14 protein-coding genes and 1 pseudogene are annotated in these 16,323 nt (G+C 37.6%); 6 read left to right on the top strand and 9 right to left on the bottom strand.

Annotated elements, in window-relative coordinates:
• Positions 1–96: 96 nt before the first annotated feature.
• The 7 genes and pseudogenes from gltX to HMPREF2846_RS05630 all read right to left on the bottom strand — a co-directional run bounded on the left by gltX (position 97) and on the right by HMPREF2846_RS05630 (position 9,058).
• Positions 97–1,551 carry a glutamate--tRNA ligase gene (gene gltX / locus HMPREF2846_RS05660; RefSeq protein WP_002481317.1) on the bottom strand — a complete coding sequence of 485 codons (1,455 nt, stop codon included), beginning with the start codon at positions 1,549–1,551 and terminating at the stop codon, positions 97–99.
• Between the two features lie 286 nt (positions 1,552–1,837).
• On the bottom strand, positions 1,838–2,902 hold the full coding sequence (locus HMPREF2846_RS05655) for a PIN/TRAM domain-containing protein (protein WP_070626077.1): 1,065 nt from the start codon (positions 2,900–2,902) through the stop codon (positions 1,838–1,840).
• A gap of 27 nt (positions 2,903–2,929) precedes the next feature.
• A complete protein-coding gene (gene radA, locus HMPREF2846_RS05650) occupies positions 2,930–4,300 on the bottom strand; it encodes a DNA repair protein RadA (protein ID WP_070626075.1) in 1,371 nt (456 codons plus the stop codon).
• 287 nt (positions 4,301–4,587) lie between these two features.
• Entirely contained in the window at positions 4,588–7,053 is a 2,466-nt protein-coding gene (locus HMPREF2846_RS05645; RefSeq protein WP_023016302.1) for an ATP-dependent Clp protease ATP-binding subunit, read from the bottom strand.
• An 11-nt stretch (positions 7,054–7,064) separates the two neighbouring features.
• A complete protein-coding gene (locus tag HMPREF2846_RS05640) occupies positions 7,065–8,069 on the bottom strand; it encodes a protein arginine kinase (protein ID WP_070626072.1) in 1,005 nt (334 codons plus the stop codon).
• Positions 8,070–8,072: 3 nt separating this feature from the next.
• Positions 8,073–8,477, bottom strand: a pseudogene (locus HMPREF2846_RS05635) (UvrB/UvrC motif-containing protein); the annotation flags it as partial.
• Positions 8,478–8,596: 119 nt separating this feature from the next.
• Positions 8,597–9,058, bottom strand: a complete 462-nt coding sequence (locus HMPREF2846_RS05630; RefSeq protein ID WP_023016300.1) for a CtsR family transcriptional regulator — start codon at positions 9,056–9,058, stop codon at positions 8,597–8,599.
• A gap of 171 nt (positions 9,059–9,229) precedes the next feature.
• Here HMPREF2846_RS05630 and HMPREF2846_RS05625 point away from each other — a divergent pair, with 171 nt between their 5' ends.
• The 3 genes from HMPREF2846_RS05625 to HMPREF2846_RS05615 all read left to right on the top strand — a co-directional run bounded on the left by HMPREF2846_RS05625 (position 9,230) and on the right by HMPREF2846_RS05615 (position 11,487).
• The gene (locus HMPREF2846_RS05625) at positions 9,230–10,441 is read left to right on the top strand and encodes a NupC/NupG family nucleoside CNT transporter (protein ID WP_002481310.1); all 1,212 of its coding nucleotides are present in this window, start codon (positions 9,230–9,232) and stop codon (positions 10,439–10,441) included.
• A 99-nt stretch (positions 10,442–10,540) separates the two neighbouring features.
• Positions 10,541–10,984, top strand: coding sequence for an ASCH domain-containing protein (locus HMPREF2846_RS05620; protein WP_070626070.1), 444 nt, complete (start codon positions 10,541–10,543; stop codon positions 10,982–10,984).
• 17 nt (positions 10,985–11,001) lie between these two features.
• Positions 11,002–11,487, top strand: a complete 486-nt coding sequence (locus tag HMPREF2846_RS05615) for a GNAT family N-acetyltransferase (protein WP_002481308.1) — start codon at positions 11,002–11,004, stop codon at positions 11,485–11,487.
• Positions 11,488–11,527: 40 nt separating this feature from the next.
• Here HMPREF2846_RS05615 and pdxT read toward each other — a convergent pair whose 3' ends face one another.
• Positions 11,528–12,106: a pyridoxal 5'-phosphate synthase glutaminase subunit PdxT gene (pdxT, locus tag HMPREF2846_RS05610; protein ID WP_070626068.1), complete on the bottom strand. Its 579-nt coding sequence runs from the start codon at positions 12,104–12,106 to the stop codon at positions 11,528–11,530.
• A gap of 1 nt (position 12,107) precedes the next feature.
• Positions 12,108–12,995: a pyridoxal 5'-phosphate synthase lyase subunit PdxS gene (gene pdxS, locus HMPREF2846_RS05605; RefSeq protein ID WP_002481306.1), complete on the bottom strand. Its 888-nt coding sequence runs from the start codon at positions 12,993–12,995 to the stop codon at positions 12,108–12,110.
• 96 nt (positions 12,996–13,091) lie between these two features.
• Here pdxS and HMPREF2846_RS05600 point away from each other — a divergent pair, with 96 nt between their 5' ends.
• The 3 genes from HMPREF2846_RS05600 to HMPREF2846_RS05590 all read left to right on the top strand — a co-directional run bounded on the left by HMPREF2846_RS05600 (position 13,092) and on the right by HMPREF2846_RS05590 (position 16,215).
• The gene (locus HMPREF2846_RS05600) at positions 13,092–14,459 is read left to right on the top strand and encodes a MocR-like pyridoxine biosynthesis transcription factor PdxR (protein WP_057510396.1); all 1,368 of its coding nucleotides are present in this window, start codon (positions 13,092–13,094) and stop codon (positions 14,457–14,459) included.
• Between the two features lie 19 nt (positions 14,460–14,478).
• Entirely contained in the window at positions 14,479–14,949 is a 471-nt protein-coding gene (locus HMPREF2846_RS05595; protein ID WP_002481304.1) for a GNAT family N-acetyltransferase, read from the top strand.
• A 99-nt stretch (positions 14,950–15,048) separates the two neighbouring features.
• Complete coding sequence (locus HMPREF2846_RS05590) at positions 15,049–16,215, top strand: MFS transporter (RefSeq protein ID WP_226956283.1); 1,167 nt, start codon at positions 15,049–15,051, stop codon at positions 16,213–16,215.
• The last annotated feature ends 108 nt before the right edge of the window (positions 16,216–16,323 follow it).

The raw sequence follows: 16,323 nt of genomic DNA, 5'->3' as shown, positions 1-16,323 counted from the left end.
TCTGGACTTGAACCATTATCTACTAATCCTTAGTAGTAATTACTTTTAATAATAGGTGGTTTATGCTGAAAATTCAAGCAAGGTTACCCACTAAAATTATAGATATTTTTTCAAACGTTTTAATACCTTTTCTTTACCTAATACTTCCATTGTATTCGGTAATTCCGGTCCATGCATTTCGCCTGTTACCGCAACACGAATCGGCATAAATAATTGTTTACCTTTGATACCTGTTTCTTTTTGTACAGCTTTAATTGTTTTCTTAATTTCAGCCGCTTCAAATGGCTCTAATTCTTCTAGTTTGCCATATAAGTGTTCCATCAATTCAGGTACTTGTTCCCCATTGATAACTTCTTGTTCTTCTTCATTTAATGCAACTTCATCTCTGAAGAAGATTTCAGAAAGCGGTACGATTTCACCGGCATAACTCATTTCTTTTTGGTATAAACCAATTAACTTGCGACCCCAATCTAAATCTTCTTCTGAAGGTGATTCTGGAATCAACCCTGCATTGATTAAGTGAGGTAATGCTAATTCAAAGACAGTTTCTGAGTCTTTTTGTTTCATATATTGGTTGTTTACCCAAGCTAGTTTTTTCTTATCGAAGAATGCTGGTGATTTTTGTAAACGATTTTCATCGAATAATTTAATGAATTCTTCTTTAGAGAAGATTTCTTCTTCACCTTCTGGTGACCAACCAAGTAATGTGATGAAGTTGAACAATGCTTCTGGCAAGTAACCTAAGTCACGGTATTGCTCGATGAATTGTAAGATTTGGCCATCACGTTTACTTAATTTTTTACGTTGTTCGTTGACGATCAATGAAATATGGCCGAAACGTGGAGGTTCCCAACCGAATGCTTCATAAATCATTAATTGTTTTGGTGTATTTGATACATGGTCATCACCACGGATAACATCTGAGATTTCCATATAATGGTCATCTGCAGCTACCGCAAAGTTATAAGTCGGTACACCGTCTTTTTTCACAATAACCCAGTCGCCGATGTTATCAGATTCGAATGACACTTCACCTTTAACCATGTCATCAAATTTATATACTTTGCCTTTAGGCACACGGAAACGAATTGAAGGTTTGCGTCCTTCTGCTTCAAACGCTTCTTGTTCTTCTTTTGTTAAATGTGCGTGTTTACCACCATAACGAGGTGTTTCACCACGTGCGATTTGACCTTCACGTTCTGCTTCTAATTCTTCTTCAGTCATGTAACATTTATACGCTTTATCTTCTGCTAATAATTGTTCTACTAAAGGATCATAGAATTTACCACGTTCAGATTGACGATACGGACCATAACCTCCGTCTTTATCTACAGATTCATCCCAATCAAGACCTAACCATTTCAGGTTGCTGAATTGAGAAGATTCGCCGTCTTCTAAGTTACGTTTCTTATCCGTATCCTCAATACGTACGACAAAGTCCCCATCATAGTGTTTAGCAAATAAATAGTTGAATAGTGCTGTTCTAGCGTTTCCGATATGCAAATAACCAGTCGGACTTGGTGCATATCTGACTCTTACGCGTTCACTCATTATTTCGTTCACTCCTGTATTTTTAGATTATTGATTAAAGAAAGTTCGAGAACTCAACTATCTCTAATAATTCAGAGACAGTGATACTTCAGAATGTGCTTGATTATTCATGATAAACCAAGGTCAAAAGCAGTGATAAGACCTATCTGTTTGACTGACATAAATAGCCAGGCAGTTCTGTACCCATTCTTACTTATTGTAGCATTACAAGCCTTATTTGGTAAGCCCATTTGCTTACACGAATCAACTCTGTTTACCCTTCTGTTCCATGTGAAACAAGGGATGCTCACTGTTGAATTAATTTCGCAAAGACAATTCGTCCAGATGATGTTTGTAAAATACTAGTAATTTCAATTTTGACATGTTGGCCAACTAAGGTTTTCGCATCATCAATGACTACCATAGTGCCATCTTCTAAATAGCCGACACCTTGTCCAGGTTCTTTACCCATCTTAGTTATTAATAAATTCATATGGTCGCCTTGGCGCACAGCTGGTTTTACCGCTTCAGACAAATCATTCACATTCAACACTTTAATACCTTGTACACGTGAAATCTTATTCAAGTTGAAATCGGTCGTAATTAAATCAGCTTTATATTTATGCGCAAGTTTAATCAATAGCGCATCGATATGATTATAAGACTTCTGCGGATGGACAATGCGAGAAGGATGGTCTGCATCATGAATTTGGTTTAAAATATCCAAGCCGCGTTGTCCTTTTTCTCTTTTCACACTATCTGTCGAGTCTGCGACCACTTGCAGTTCATTGATTACACCTTGTGGAATCAAAATCTCTCCATCTAGAAAGCCGCATTTGATTATCTCTAAAATCCGACCGTCAATGACTGCGCTCGTATCTAAAATTTTAGGGTTCGCACGTAAAGCATTCGTTGAGGCAGAACGTGCCATTTTCTCTGGTAATAAAGCCAACATCTCATCACGTTTCTTCAAACCAAATTGAAAACCTAAATAACTTAAGAATACTGTAATGATAATAGGAAGAACATGAAGGAATAAAGATGATCCGATAATATTTAAAATAAATGCGATCATTACAGAAATAAAAAGTCCCATAATCAAACCTATGGCTGCAAAGAGGATTTCAATTGCGCTGTGTCGCATAATAAAACCTTCTAATTTACGCAAAGCTCTGGTGATTTTAGGAATCAACAAACCAAATAAAACAAAGAATATAATCATACCAATGATGCCAGCAATATATTTATTAGTCAGCCATACATAAGTATGTGCAAAACCTGTATCGCGCGCAATATCAGGTATGATTAATATCCCCAAACTGATACCTAAAATCATATAACTGATGATGACAATGGTCTTTACAATATTCATCTGATAGCCTCCTTTCTCTCTGTGGTATCAGCTTTTCATCAATGCAAAGTTCAGTGCTTCATGCACACTGGTTACACCGACAACTTGAATATTATCTGGGAAGTCCCAACCTCCTATATTGGTTTTAGGAATAATCACACGTTTGAAACCTAATTTCGCTGCTTCTTGAACACGTTGTTCAATACGTGAGACACGTCGTACTTCTCCTGTCAGACCTACTTCACCGACGAAACAATCCATGCCGTTGATAGGTTGGTCTTTAAAACTAGAAGCAACCGCTGCGATAATTGCTAAATCAACAGCTGGTTCTGTTAAACGCACGCCGCCTGCAACTTTGACATAAGCATCTTGTTGTTGCAGCAAGTAACTTTCTTTCTTCTCTAACACTGCCATTAATAAATTTAAACGGTTATGATCGATACCAGTCGCCATACGTCTTGGGTTATTAAATGTTGTCGGTGTCACTAATGCTTGCACTTCAATTAATAAAGGACGTGTACCTTCCATTGTCGGAACAATTGTAGAGCCAGCTACATTCGTTGAACGTTCTTCTAAGAACATCTCTGAAGGGTTCTTAACTCCTTTCAAACCGCTATGTTTCATTTCGAAGATTCCCATTTCATTCGTTGAACCGAAACGGTTCTTCACTGCACGCAGAATTCTATATGCATGATGTTCGTCCCCTTCGAAATATAGTACCGTATCTACCATATGTTCTAATAAACGTGGACCTGCAATTTGTCCTTCTTTCGTCACATGACCGACGATAAAGGTTGCGATATTCATTTGTTTCGCAATCCCCATCAGAATTTGCGTACTTTCTCGTACTTGTGAGACAGAACCAGGCGCTGAACTGATTTCCGGATGATACACTGTTTGAATCGAGTCTACCACCACTAAGTCTGGTTGTGTTTGTTTAACAGCTTCTTTAATAACTTCTAAATCTGTTTCCGCAAACACGTTTAATTGACTTGAATCTTCTTCTAAACGATCTGCTCGCAATTTCGTTTGATTCAGTGATTCCTCACCTGTAATATAAAGTACTTTTTTATTTTGAGATAACGCAGAACAAATTTGAAGTAATAATGTCGATTTACCAATACCAGGGTCCCCACCGATTAACACAAGCGAACCTTGGACAATACCGCCACCTAAGACACGATCAAATTCTCTCGAACTTGTATGGATACGCGGTGTAGATTCATGTTGGACATCATTTAACTTTGTTACTTTAGCTGTTTGTTCTCTTGTACGCATCCCTCTACCACTTGGAGCTTCTTTTTGCGTCATAACTTCTTCCATTTGGTTCCAAGCACCACAATTCGGACATTTCCCCATCCATTTCGGTGATTGATAACCACATGCCATACATTCAAATGTCACTTTCTTTTTTGCCAAATTTACACCACCTATTTTTTCGTGAAAAACATATCTATTTTACACCTTCTAGGGTTTAAAAGCTATCATTGATTCTTTCTTATTCTAAACCTGAAAACACATTTCATACAATCATCTGACTCTCATCTTTAACCACATCATACCAAATTTCTTTAAAACTACATATTATATTCTCTTTAAACTATCAAAATTACAACATATAAAAAGACTCCTTTTAAACAGCCATGTTATAAATACTGCTTAAAAAGGAGTCTTGATCTATTTATCTGGTTTAACCATTACGTTTATTACGCTTTTGTTTTTGTTTCTTCAGTTTCTTTTGTTTGGCGATCATTGATTTTGTATTCAAATTTGTCGCCATTGTGATCCACAACTACGTCTTTACCTTCTAATTGGTTACCGTCTAGGATTAACTCACTTAAGTTATCCTCAACTGTTTTTTGAATTGCTCTGATAAGTGGACGTGCACCATATTGAGGATCGTAACCTTCTTCTGCGATTTTTTCTTTCGCAGCTTCTGTCACTTCGATATTAATATCTTGTTCAGATAGACGATCAGTAAGGTTGCTGACCATTTTTGTTACGATTTCTTTCAATTCAGCTTTATCCAATTTGTGGAAGACAATAATATCATCAACACGGTTTAAGAATTCAGGACGGAATGCATTTTTCAATTCTTTCATCATTGTACTGCGAATTGTTTCGTAATCTGCACCTTCGTCGCTGCCGCCGCCGAAACCAGCAAAGCGTTGATCTTGTAATTCTTGTGCACCGACGTTTGAAGTCATGATAATGACTGTGTTACGGAAGTCTACACGACGACCTTTTGTATCAGTTAAGAAACCATCATCTAAGACTTGCAACATAATGTTGAAGACATCAGGATGTGCTTTTTCTACTTCGTCGAATAGAATAACTGAGTAAGGTTTACGTCTTACTTTTTCAGTCAATTGACCACCGTCATCATGACCTACATAGCCTGGAGGCGCTCCGACTAAACGGCTCACTGCGTGTTTTTCCATGAACTCACTCATGTCTACACGAATCATCGCATCTTCATCGCCGAACATTGATTCAGCTAATGCGCGTGCTAATTCTGTTTTACCTACACCTGTTGGTCCTAAGAAGATAAAGCTTCCGATTGGACGTTTAGGATCTTTCAAGCCTGCACGTGCACGGCGTACTGCTTTACTGATAGATGTCACAGCATCTTTTTGACCGATGACACGTTTATGCAATGTGTCTTCTAAGTTCAACAGACGTTCTGATTCTGTTTCATTTAAGCGTGTTAATGGAATACCAGTCCAGCCTGCAATCACTTCAGCAATATCATTTTCTGTTAATGATGTGTTTGCGCCGCCTTGTTTGTTTTTCCATTCATTTTTCGCTTCTTCATATTGTTTTTCTAATTTTGTTTGTTTATCACGAAGGTTTGCAGCATTTTCGAACTCTTGTGAATGTACAGCTGCATCTTTTTCGTTTTTCACTTTTTCGATTTCTTGTTCAATTTCTTTTAAGTTTGAAGGAGTCGTATGACTTTTCAATCTTACTTTTGAACTTGCTTCATCGATTAAGTCGATTGCTTTGTCTGGTAAGAAACGATCTGAAACATAACGGTCACTTAAACGTGCTGCTGCTTCAACCGCTTCATCAGAAATGTTGATACGGTGATGCGCTTCATAACGATCACGTAATCCTTTTAGGATTAAGATTGTATCTTCAACTGTCGGTTCATCCACTTGTACAGGTTGGAAACGACGTTCTAAAGCTGCATCTTTTTCAATGTGTTTACGGTATTCATCTAACGTTGTTGCACCGATAGCTTGTAATTCACCACGTGCAAGTGCTGGTTTTAAGATGTTAGATGCGTCAATGGCACCTTCAGCACCGCCTGCACCGATTAATGTGTGCAATTCGTCGATGAATAAGATAACGTTACCTGCTTGATGAATTTCTTCCATAACTTTTTTCAGTCTTTCTTCGAATTCACCACGGTATTTTGTACCGGCAACAACTGTACCCATGTCTAGAGACATCACACGTTTACCTTTTAATGTCTCAGGCACTTCATTATTTACAATAGCTTGTGCTAAGCCTTCAGCAATTGCTGTTTTACCTACACCAGGCTCACCGATTAACACTGGGTTGTTTTTAGTACGACGGCTTAATACTTCGATGACACGTGTGATTTCTTTATCACGGCCGACAACAGGATCTAATGTGCCGTCTTTAGCAATCACTGTTAAGTCACGTGCTAAACCATCAAGTGTCGGTGTGTTGTTAGATTTTGCAGTTTGTGCATTTTTATTGCTCATTTCTGGGCTGCCAAGTGCTTTGACAACTTGAGCACGCGCTTTAGTGATATTTAAATCCAAGTTTGCGAATACACGTGCAGCTACACCTTCGTTTTCACGGATTAAACCAAGTAAAATGTGTTCTGTACCTACGAAATTATGGTGTAATTTACGTGCTTCATCCATTGAAAGTTCAATCACTTTTTTCGCTCTCGGTGTATAGTGCAATGTGCCGATGTGTTCTTGACCTTGACCAATTAATTTTTCTACTTCTGTAACAACAAGGTCTTCTGTGATACCGAAACTTTCTAATACTTTTGCGGCAATACCTTCTGGTTCTTTCATTAAACCAAGCAATAAGTGTTCAGTTCCGATATTTGAGTGATTCAAACGAATCGCTTCTTCTTGTGCATGTGCTAAGACACGTTGTGCACGTTCTGTTAATCTACCGAATAACATAGCAAAACCTCCTATTTTATATGTTCTCTAATAATATTTGCTCTTTGTTCTTTAATTGAAATTTGTTGTGCTTCGTCAATCAAGAATGGGGATTGAATCGCTACCATCATTTGATTGAAGTTGAATTCTGGTAAATCAATATAACCTAAATCAATACCTAACTTGACCTCACTGAGTCTCGTCGATGCTTCTTCCATAGACATTATGCGACTGTAGCGCAATAAACCAAGTGAGCGATAAATGCGATCTTGCATCTCAACTAAGTTATGATAATCCAGTTGTTTGCGAATCTGCATTTCCTCCGCAATAATTTGTTGGACGATTTCAGTTAACGTTTCAATAATTTGTTCCTCAGTTCTTCCCAAGGTTAATTGGTTTGAAACTTGATAGATGTGACCATAAACTTGAGAACCTTCTCCGAAAATACCGCGAATCGTAAAGCCGAAACGGTTAATAGTTTGAGCAATGCGATTCATACGCTTCATGATAGAAAGTCCTGGAAGGTGCAGCATCACGCTTGCACGCATTCCTGTACCAATATTCGTTGGACACGTTGTTAAATAACCTAAATCTTCATCAAAACTGATATCAAGTGCTCTATCTAATTGGTCATCTATTTCTGAAGCTTCTTGATAAAGTGCTTCTAAATCCATATCTGAACTCATGGTTTGAATTCTAATATGATCCTCTTCATTTACCATTATGCTTAATGATTCATCATCATTCAACAATACCGCTGAAGCCGGCTGTTCAATCAGTTCTTTACTGATCAGATGCTTCGCTACTAATTTTAATTTATCTGTATGCGTGATGGTCTGCATATTTAATACTTTTAAATCAGGCAGTGCATCTTGGACTTCATTAATGACTTTTTGTCCTTCTACATCTGAAGTAAACATTAAGGGATGAACATGATTGTTCAAGTTTTTCGCAAGTCGTATACGTGAAGACATCACGACAGGCGTTGTTTCATTCTGCTGCATCCAACTACTCATGTACATTGAATGTTCGCTCATGTGTTATCCCTCGCTTTCTTCTTGTAGTGCTTTAATTTCATCACGAACGACAGCCGCTTCTTCAAACGCTTGTTGTTCTATTAATTCTTGTAAATATTTATTTTTAGCTTCTATTTTTTTCTTTAATGCGAGTTTGTGCTGAGAGGAGACAGGCGTTTTACCGACATGTTCAAATTGTCCGCCTTGCACACGTCTGACAATATCTACAATATCCTCTTTAAAGGTAGTGTAACATTGTGCACACCCAAACTTCCCTTTATACGCAATATCTTTCATTGTCATATGGCAAGTAGGACACTTCTTCTCTTCTCTGACGCTTAAGTCTTCTAATTGAATACCATGCTTAGACGCCAAATGTTGAAGTATTTGTTTTATAACAAAAGAGCCTTCCATGTCATCTTGATTGTTCTGCCATGTAGGTTCCTCTTCATTACTTTGTGCTTTAATTCTATTGTGTTCTTGTGACTTAAGTGCGTTTGTTTTTGTTCCATGTGCAAATGTGTCAGCCATGTGCAGCCTCCTAACTATTAATAGTAATTAATGACCGGCAATAGCTGTTTCAATATGTTTGCGCGGACAATGTCCCTTGCAGCAACATCCATTCTTAACGTATCTCTATCTACCACTGCAAGCATCATTTTCGCTTCGCGTAATGTTATATATTGATTATCAAGCAATCCTTCGATCACATAATGTGCTTGTTGTTGAGAGATTGAATCGCCGATGATTTGTAAGAGGTGATCAATATAACCTTTCGTATCCTTGGTTTCAACCTTAGTGATTCGGATATAACCTCCACCACCGCGTTTACTTTCGATTTCATAACCGTGTTCATTGGTGAATCTTGTCTTAATTACATAATTAAGTTGAGAAGGCACACAGTCAAAACGTTGAGCAATATTCGCTCGTTGTATCTCAACAACATCTTTATTTGATTCTTCAAATAAATGCTTAATGTACTGTTCTATGATGTCGGACATATTATGCATGGATATCACCCCTTTTTTGACCTTCTTTGACTATATTATATGACCAACTTTGACCTTTTTCAACCAATATGATTTAAAAAATTTGCGACATCGTCAAAAATAGGATGTTCGAAAGCGCTTTTTTCCTGTATGATATTGGATGAAATAAAAAATAAAAGGATGAGAAATAACATGCATATACTTATTGCTTTAATAGGGATTGTCTTCTTCTTAGCCCTCGCACTTGTTGTTAGTTCTGACAAGAAAAACGTTAAGTGGCATTACGTTGGTATCTTGCTTGTGATTCAATTTATCTTCGCGTTTGTTCTCTTAAAAACAAATGCAGGAATCACAGTCATCGGCGGTATTGCGAAAGGCTTCGCCTATCTGTTATCAAAAGCTGCAGAAGGAGTTAACTTTGTATTTGGAGGCTTTAAATACGTCAATCCAGATCAACCGCCATTCTTCTTCAACGTATTATTACCGATTGTCTTCATTTCAGCAATTATCGGTATCTTACAATACACTAAGATTTTACCAATGATTATTAATGGTTTAGGTTTTTTGATCTCTAAAATCAACGGCATGGGTCGTTTAGAATCATATAACGCAGTTGCAGCTGCTATTTTAGGACAATCAGAAGTATTCATTTCATTGAAGAAACAATTACCATACATTCCGAAGCACCGTTTATATACATTAACTGCTTCAGCAATGTCGACAGTATCCGCTTCAATTATCGGTGCTTACTTCACACTGTTAGACCCTAAATATGTCGTAACAGCAATTGTATTAAACTTATTCGGCGGATTTATTATCGCATCAATTATCAATCCATATACAGTTGATGAAAAAGACGATAAATTATTAGTAGAAGAAACAGGTCAAAAACAATCTTTCTTCGAAATGTTAGGTGAATACATTTTAGACGGATTTAAAGTTGCGGTTATTGTAGGGGCAATGTTAATTGGTTATATCGCAATTATTGCTTTACTTAATGGCCTTGTCAGCGGTATCTTTACAGCTGTATCAGGCGGTTCAATTAAATGGGACTTCCAAACATTAATCGGATTTGTCTTTGCGCCATTCGCATTCCTAACAGGTATTCCTTGGGATGACGCAGTTAAAGCAGGTTCATTAATGGCTACAAAATTATTATCAAACGAATTCGTTGCGATGTTAGACTTAGGTAAAATGCATGGTTTATCAGAACGTGCAATCGGTATTACTTCTGTCTTCTTAGTATCATTCGCAAACTTCAGTTCTATCGGTATCATTTCTGGTGCCATCAAATCATTAAATGATGAAAAAGGTGACTTGGTTGCACGTTTCGGACTTAAATTACTATTCGGTGCAACACTTGTATCATTCATCTCTGCAGCTATCGCAGGTCTATTCATGTAAATCATATTTAAACGGCTTCCTCAATCAGGGAGTCGTTTTTTCATATTGCATTCCAAACCACTTTCGTGTAAAGTAACACTTAATTATGGAGGTGTCATAATGAATATCGATGAATTTTGGGACAAATTCATAACTGAATATCCTATTTATCAAGACGCTTCTTATACCGCCTGGCAATTCGGTGTCGATGCTACAGACTTAGCTGAGTTAGTCTCACAAGGTATCAAAACTGCGACAACCAGCGGTTTAGCTTTCTACATTGAGGAAGAAGGGCCTCTACCAAAAGTCAACGATTTGAGTATCGTTCTAGATGCGCAAGATCATCCTGTTTTTATTATTAAAAATACTAAAGTATATCAAGTCCCTTTCTGTGAAGTATCAGAAAAACACGCATATAAAGAAGGAGAAGGTTCTCGAACCTTAACATATTGGAGAAACGTCCATCGCGACTTTTTCATACCTGAATACGCAAGCATTAATCAAACTTTTAATGAAGATCAAATCATGGTCTGTGAAGAATTTGAATGTCTATTTACTAAATAAATAAAGCAGGTGAAATTATGGACTTAAATAAGATACAAATCAGTAAGTTTCAAGCATCAGATACACAAGCGGTTGTGGATTTAATATGTCATACACTCAGAACTACCAACATCAAAGACGAACCGAAAGAAGATATTGAAAGTTACGTAACAGAAACCACGCCTGAAAGCATTCAACATAAAGCAGAGCATATCAACTTCTATGTCTTTAAATTAAACAATCAATTAATCGGTACAGGTGCGATTGGTCCTTACTATGGCAGTGAAACAGAATCATGCTTCTTTTCTATTTTTGTTTCTCCTGATTATCAAAAATTAGGTATAGGTAAACTGATTATGGATACTTTAGAAGATGACTATTATTATCATCGCGCAAAACGTCTCATTATCCCTGCTTCAATAACCGCAGTACAATTTTATCGAAAGCGCGGCTATGATTATATTAACCAAAACAGCACACCTGACCATGAAGGATTAATATACTTAGAAAAATTTCCAGACTAAAAAAACGAGCAACCGTTATGGCTGCTCGTTTTTTGAATGATTATACATTCGCTTTTTTACTTTCAGCAACAATATGTTCGATGAAGTACTGTGTTACTCGATAATCATCTGTTAATTCCGGGTGGAAAGAAACACCTAAATAATTACCTTCTTTAACGGCAACAATTTTGTCGCCGACTGTACTTAATACTTCTACATTGTCACTGTTTACTTTTTCAATATGCGGTGCTCTGATGAAGACCGCTTCAATATCCTCTGCGATACCTTTAATATCTAATTCAGACTCAAAGCTGTCCACTTGTCGCCCAAACGAATTACGTTCTACAGTGATATCTAATTTCTTCAAATACCCTTCTTCACCGACGATGTCTTGTGCTAAGACAATCAATCCGGCACATGTACCGAACATCGGTAAATCTGAGTTGACTAAAGCTTCTTTAAATCCATACAGATTCATCAAACGACGTAATGTCGTTGATTCACCGCCTGGTAAAATTAAACCGTCGATTTCTTCTAATTGTTCAACACGTTTGATTGCGATACCTTCGTGGCCGCTGAGCTCAATGTGGCACAAATGTTCACGTACTGCGCCTTGTAGTGCGAGGACTCCGATTTTCATCTTACCAGCCACGCTCTTGCATACGTTCTTCTAATGAAAGTTGATTTACATCTAAGCCTCTCATTGCTTCACCAAGCTCTTGAGCTAATTTACCGATTAATTCGTAATCAGTGTAGTGTGTTGTTGCTTGAACAATTGCTTTTGCGAATTTTTCAGGGTCTTCTGATTTAAAGATACCTGAACCTACGAATACACCGTCAGCACCTAATTGCATCATTAACGCTGCGTCTTGAGGTGTCGCAACACCGCCTGCCGCAAAGTTAACTACTGGTAAACGACCATTGTCTTTAATTGATTTTAAGACTTCGTATGGTGCACCGATTTCTTTTGCGAATGTCATGATTTCATCATCTGGCATAACTGTTAATTTAGCCACTTCTGAATTCACTTGACGCATATGACGTACTGCTTCAACGATGTTACCAGTACCTGGTTCACCTTTCGTACGTAACATTGCTGCACCTTCACCGATACGACGTGCTGCTTCGCCTAAGTTACGGCAACCGCATACGAATGGTACAGTGTAGTCGCTTTTTAATAAATGATACTCTTCATCAGCAGGTGTTAATACTTCTGATTCATCGATGTAGTCTACACCCATTGCTTCTAACACACGTGCTTCTGTAATATGTCCGATACGGCATTTAGCCATAACTGGAATTGAAACAGCATCCATTACTTCTTGAACAATTTTAGGATTACATGCACGCGCAACACCACCAGCTGCTCTGATATCTGATGGTACACGTTCAAGCGCCATAACTGCTACTGCGCCTGCTTCTTCTGCAATTTTAGCTTGTTCTGCATTGACAACGTCCATGATTACGCCGCCTTTTTGCATTTCAGCCATTCCACGTTTTACTCGATCTGAGCCTACAATTTTAGACATTCTAAATACCCCTTTTCTCATTGATTAAATCCAGTGTAAAGGATAAACTGATAGTGTTAAAGGACCAATTTCGATAAATATTAGGAGGCCAGTTGAATGAAACAACCTTTATATATGCAGCTTTATCAAAAGTTGAAGGAACAAATCATTGAAGGCCAGTATCAATCTGGTGACCGTTTCCCTTCTAAACGCCGACTTGCTGAACATCATTCACTCAGTAATACAACAATTGAACATGCATACCAATACTTACTAGATGAAGGTTATATCTATTCAAAGCCGCGGTCAGGCTATTATGTATCAGATATTGAATCACTGCCAGTAGTCACAAAAGAATCTCCAACTGCAGTGATTCAACAAACTCAAAAAGAAACAACTACACGTTATCGCTTTGATTTGGCACGTATTGATACAGAACACTTTCCGTGGCAACAATTTCGTAAGTACGCGCGTGATGTCTTTGATGAATCTATGCCAGATATTTTACAGCCTGGAGATCAACAAGGTGAATTCAGATTAAGACAAGCCATTGCACATTATCTCTTTAATAGTCGCGGTGTGAATTGTCATCCCGAACAAATCATTATCGGTTCATCCACTGAACAGTTAATCAACCAAGTAACGGATATACTCACTGACCGTTCTTACATCATTGAATATCCAAGCTATCCACCTATTAAGCAAGTGTTGGATAAAAAAGAATTAGCTTATAAACAAGTCCCTGTTACTAAAAAAGGAATTGAGATGTCACAAGTTTTCAATTCCAATCGCCAAGTGGTATATGTGACACCCTCGCATCAATTCCCGACTGGCTATGTGATGAACTTAAAGACCCGTACACAACTCATCAACTGGGCCCAACAACATAAAGACCGTTTCATTATCGAGGATGATTATGATTCAGAGTTCCGCTATTTCAGTAAACCGATTCCTGCACTTCAAAGTTTAGATAAGACAGGAAAGGTTATTTATATCAGTACCTTTTCTAAATCATTATTCCCAAGTTGCCGTATTGCGTTTATGGTGCTGCCTAAAGCACTGATGAAAAATTATCACGATTTACCTAACAAAGAAGGTAATACAGTCCCTGCCCCAATGCAGTATACAGTGGCGCAATTTATGGAAAACGGTTCATTTGATCGCCATTTGAATAAAATGCGTAAAGTTTATCGCCATAAACTGACTTATATCTTAGAAGCTTTAAAGCCCTATCAAAATCAACTCATGATTGAAGGTGCCACAACCGGCATGCATTTTACATTAACAGTTCAAAACGGCATGCATTTAGATGAGGTGTTACAACGTGCGAAACAAAATCATGTCAAACTCATCCCATTAATCAATTATATGAAGAAAGAGAATTATGATGTTACAGCACCGAAATTTATCATCGGGTTCGGGGGGATCCCAGATAATGAATTAGAAGCACATACTAGTGTATTGATTCAAACACTGACAAAATGACTTAAAGGAGAAAAACAATATGTCTGACGTTCAATTAGTCCCATATGATTCTAAATATGATCAAGATCTTGAGAAGTTTACAATTGCTGAAGCAGAAAGTGCTTTTGCGCTCTTACCCTTTGCGGCTCTTGAAGATTTAGCACCTGGAGAATATCCTGTCGTTGTTTTACATCAACAACATCCAGTTGGCTTTATGAGGCTGAATCAAAATGATGAAGGTGCATCCTTAGCACAAAATTCAAATGCTGTCTTAGTAAAATCTTTCTCTATTACGGAACGTATGCAAGGCCAAGGTCTAGCACAAGCAGCTTTGGCACAATTACCTGACTATGTGCGTACTCATTTTCCAAATACTGATGAAATCGTACTTTCAGTTAATTTTAAAAATCCTAAAGCCATTCATGTCTATCAAAAACTTGGCTATATCGATACTAAACGTATATTAGAAGGTCCAGCTGGTCCGCAACATGTGATGTCTTATCAATTTTAAATATGTCACCTTTTTATAAAACATCATATAGTGCATTGACGCTATTTAAAGGTTCACGTATAATCGAGTCCATATTTGCGAATTTTCGGAGGTGTCATTTTGAAGAAATATCCTATTGCGATATGGATGCTTGCGATCGGCGCATTTGCGATTGGAATGACAGAATTTGTCATCATGGGCTTACTACCCAATATCGCACGTGATTTCCATGTGACGGTCAGTCAAGCTGGTCAATTAATTACAGGCTATGCCTTAGGTGTCGCAATTGGCGGACCTATTTTGGTTATGATAACCATCAAACTTAATCGAAAATATTTATTAATGCTTTTAATGGCTATTTTCATTATTGGTAACTTAGCTTCATCATTCAGCACAAGTTACGGCTTCATGATGACAGCTAGAATTATCACTTCACTTGCGCATGGTTCTTTCTTTGGAATCGGATCTATTTTAGCCGCAAGTATGGTACAACCGCAATATCGCGCAAGTGCCATGGCGTTGATGTTCATGGGACTATCTTTAAGTAATATTTTAGGTGTACCTTTTGGAACATTAATCGGTCAACAATTCGGATGGGCGATGACTTTTGTGATTATAGCTATTATCGGAATATTAGCGTTGATTGGTATTATGATTTTTGTTCCTAATCAAAAAGAGCGTCAAGCTTCATCTGTATTAGACGAATTGAAAATCTTAAAAGAAAAGCGTTTATGGTTAACGCTCGCAGTAACCCTGTTTGGTTTCAGCAGTGTCTTTGCGTATTTTACTTACATTTCATCAGTATTAATAGATGTCACACATATTAAAGAAAATCTCATTTCCTTTATGTTGATTATCTTTGGTGTGGGTGTCACGCTAGGTAACTTAATCGGTGGTAAACTTGCGGATTGGAATTTGAATAAGGCGTTACAATTAATTTTTACAATCTTCATCCTCTATTTCGGAATTCTGTATTTCATGCAGTTCAATGGACTTGTAATGGTACTTGGCGTCTTTTTATTTGGAGTTATCGGATTTAGTATGAGTCCCTCTCTTCAATATAAGAGCACATTGATTTCACAAGATGCGCCTACGTTAGCCAGTACATTGAATCAATCTGCCTTCAACTTAGGCAATGCGTTAGGTGCGTTTGTAGGTGGTTTAGTTATCACACACTTACCTGTAGCCTCATTAAGTTTAATTGCACCTTTGCTTACACTAATCGGTTTGATGTTCTTATTAATATCTATTTATGTCGAAAAACAACATTCATCTATTACTTCATAAACATAATCGCCCACTCTGTGTACCATTAAATACAGAGCGGGCGATTTATTTATTCATCCCATTATATAGGCATAAAAAAAAGAGACCCTTTACAGGATCTCGTGTTTG

This window comes from Staphylococcus sp. HMSC056G08 (genome assembly GCF_001812305.1).
In the GTDB taxonomy this organism is placed as follows: domain Bacteria; phylum Bacillota; class Bacilli; order Staphylococcales; family Staphylococcaceae; genus Staphylococcus; species Staphylococcus simulans.
Note: the sequence above shows the minus strand (reverse complement) of the source record. Positions and strands in the feature narration are given on the sequence as shown.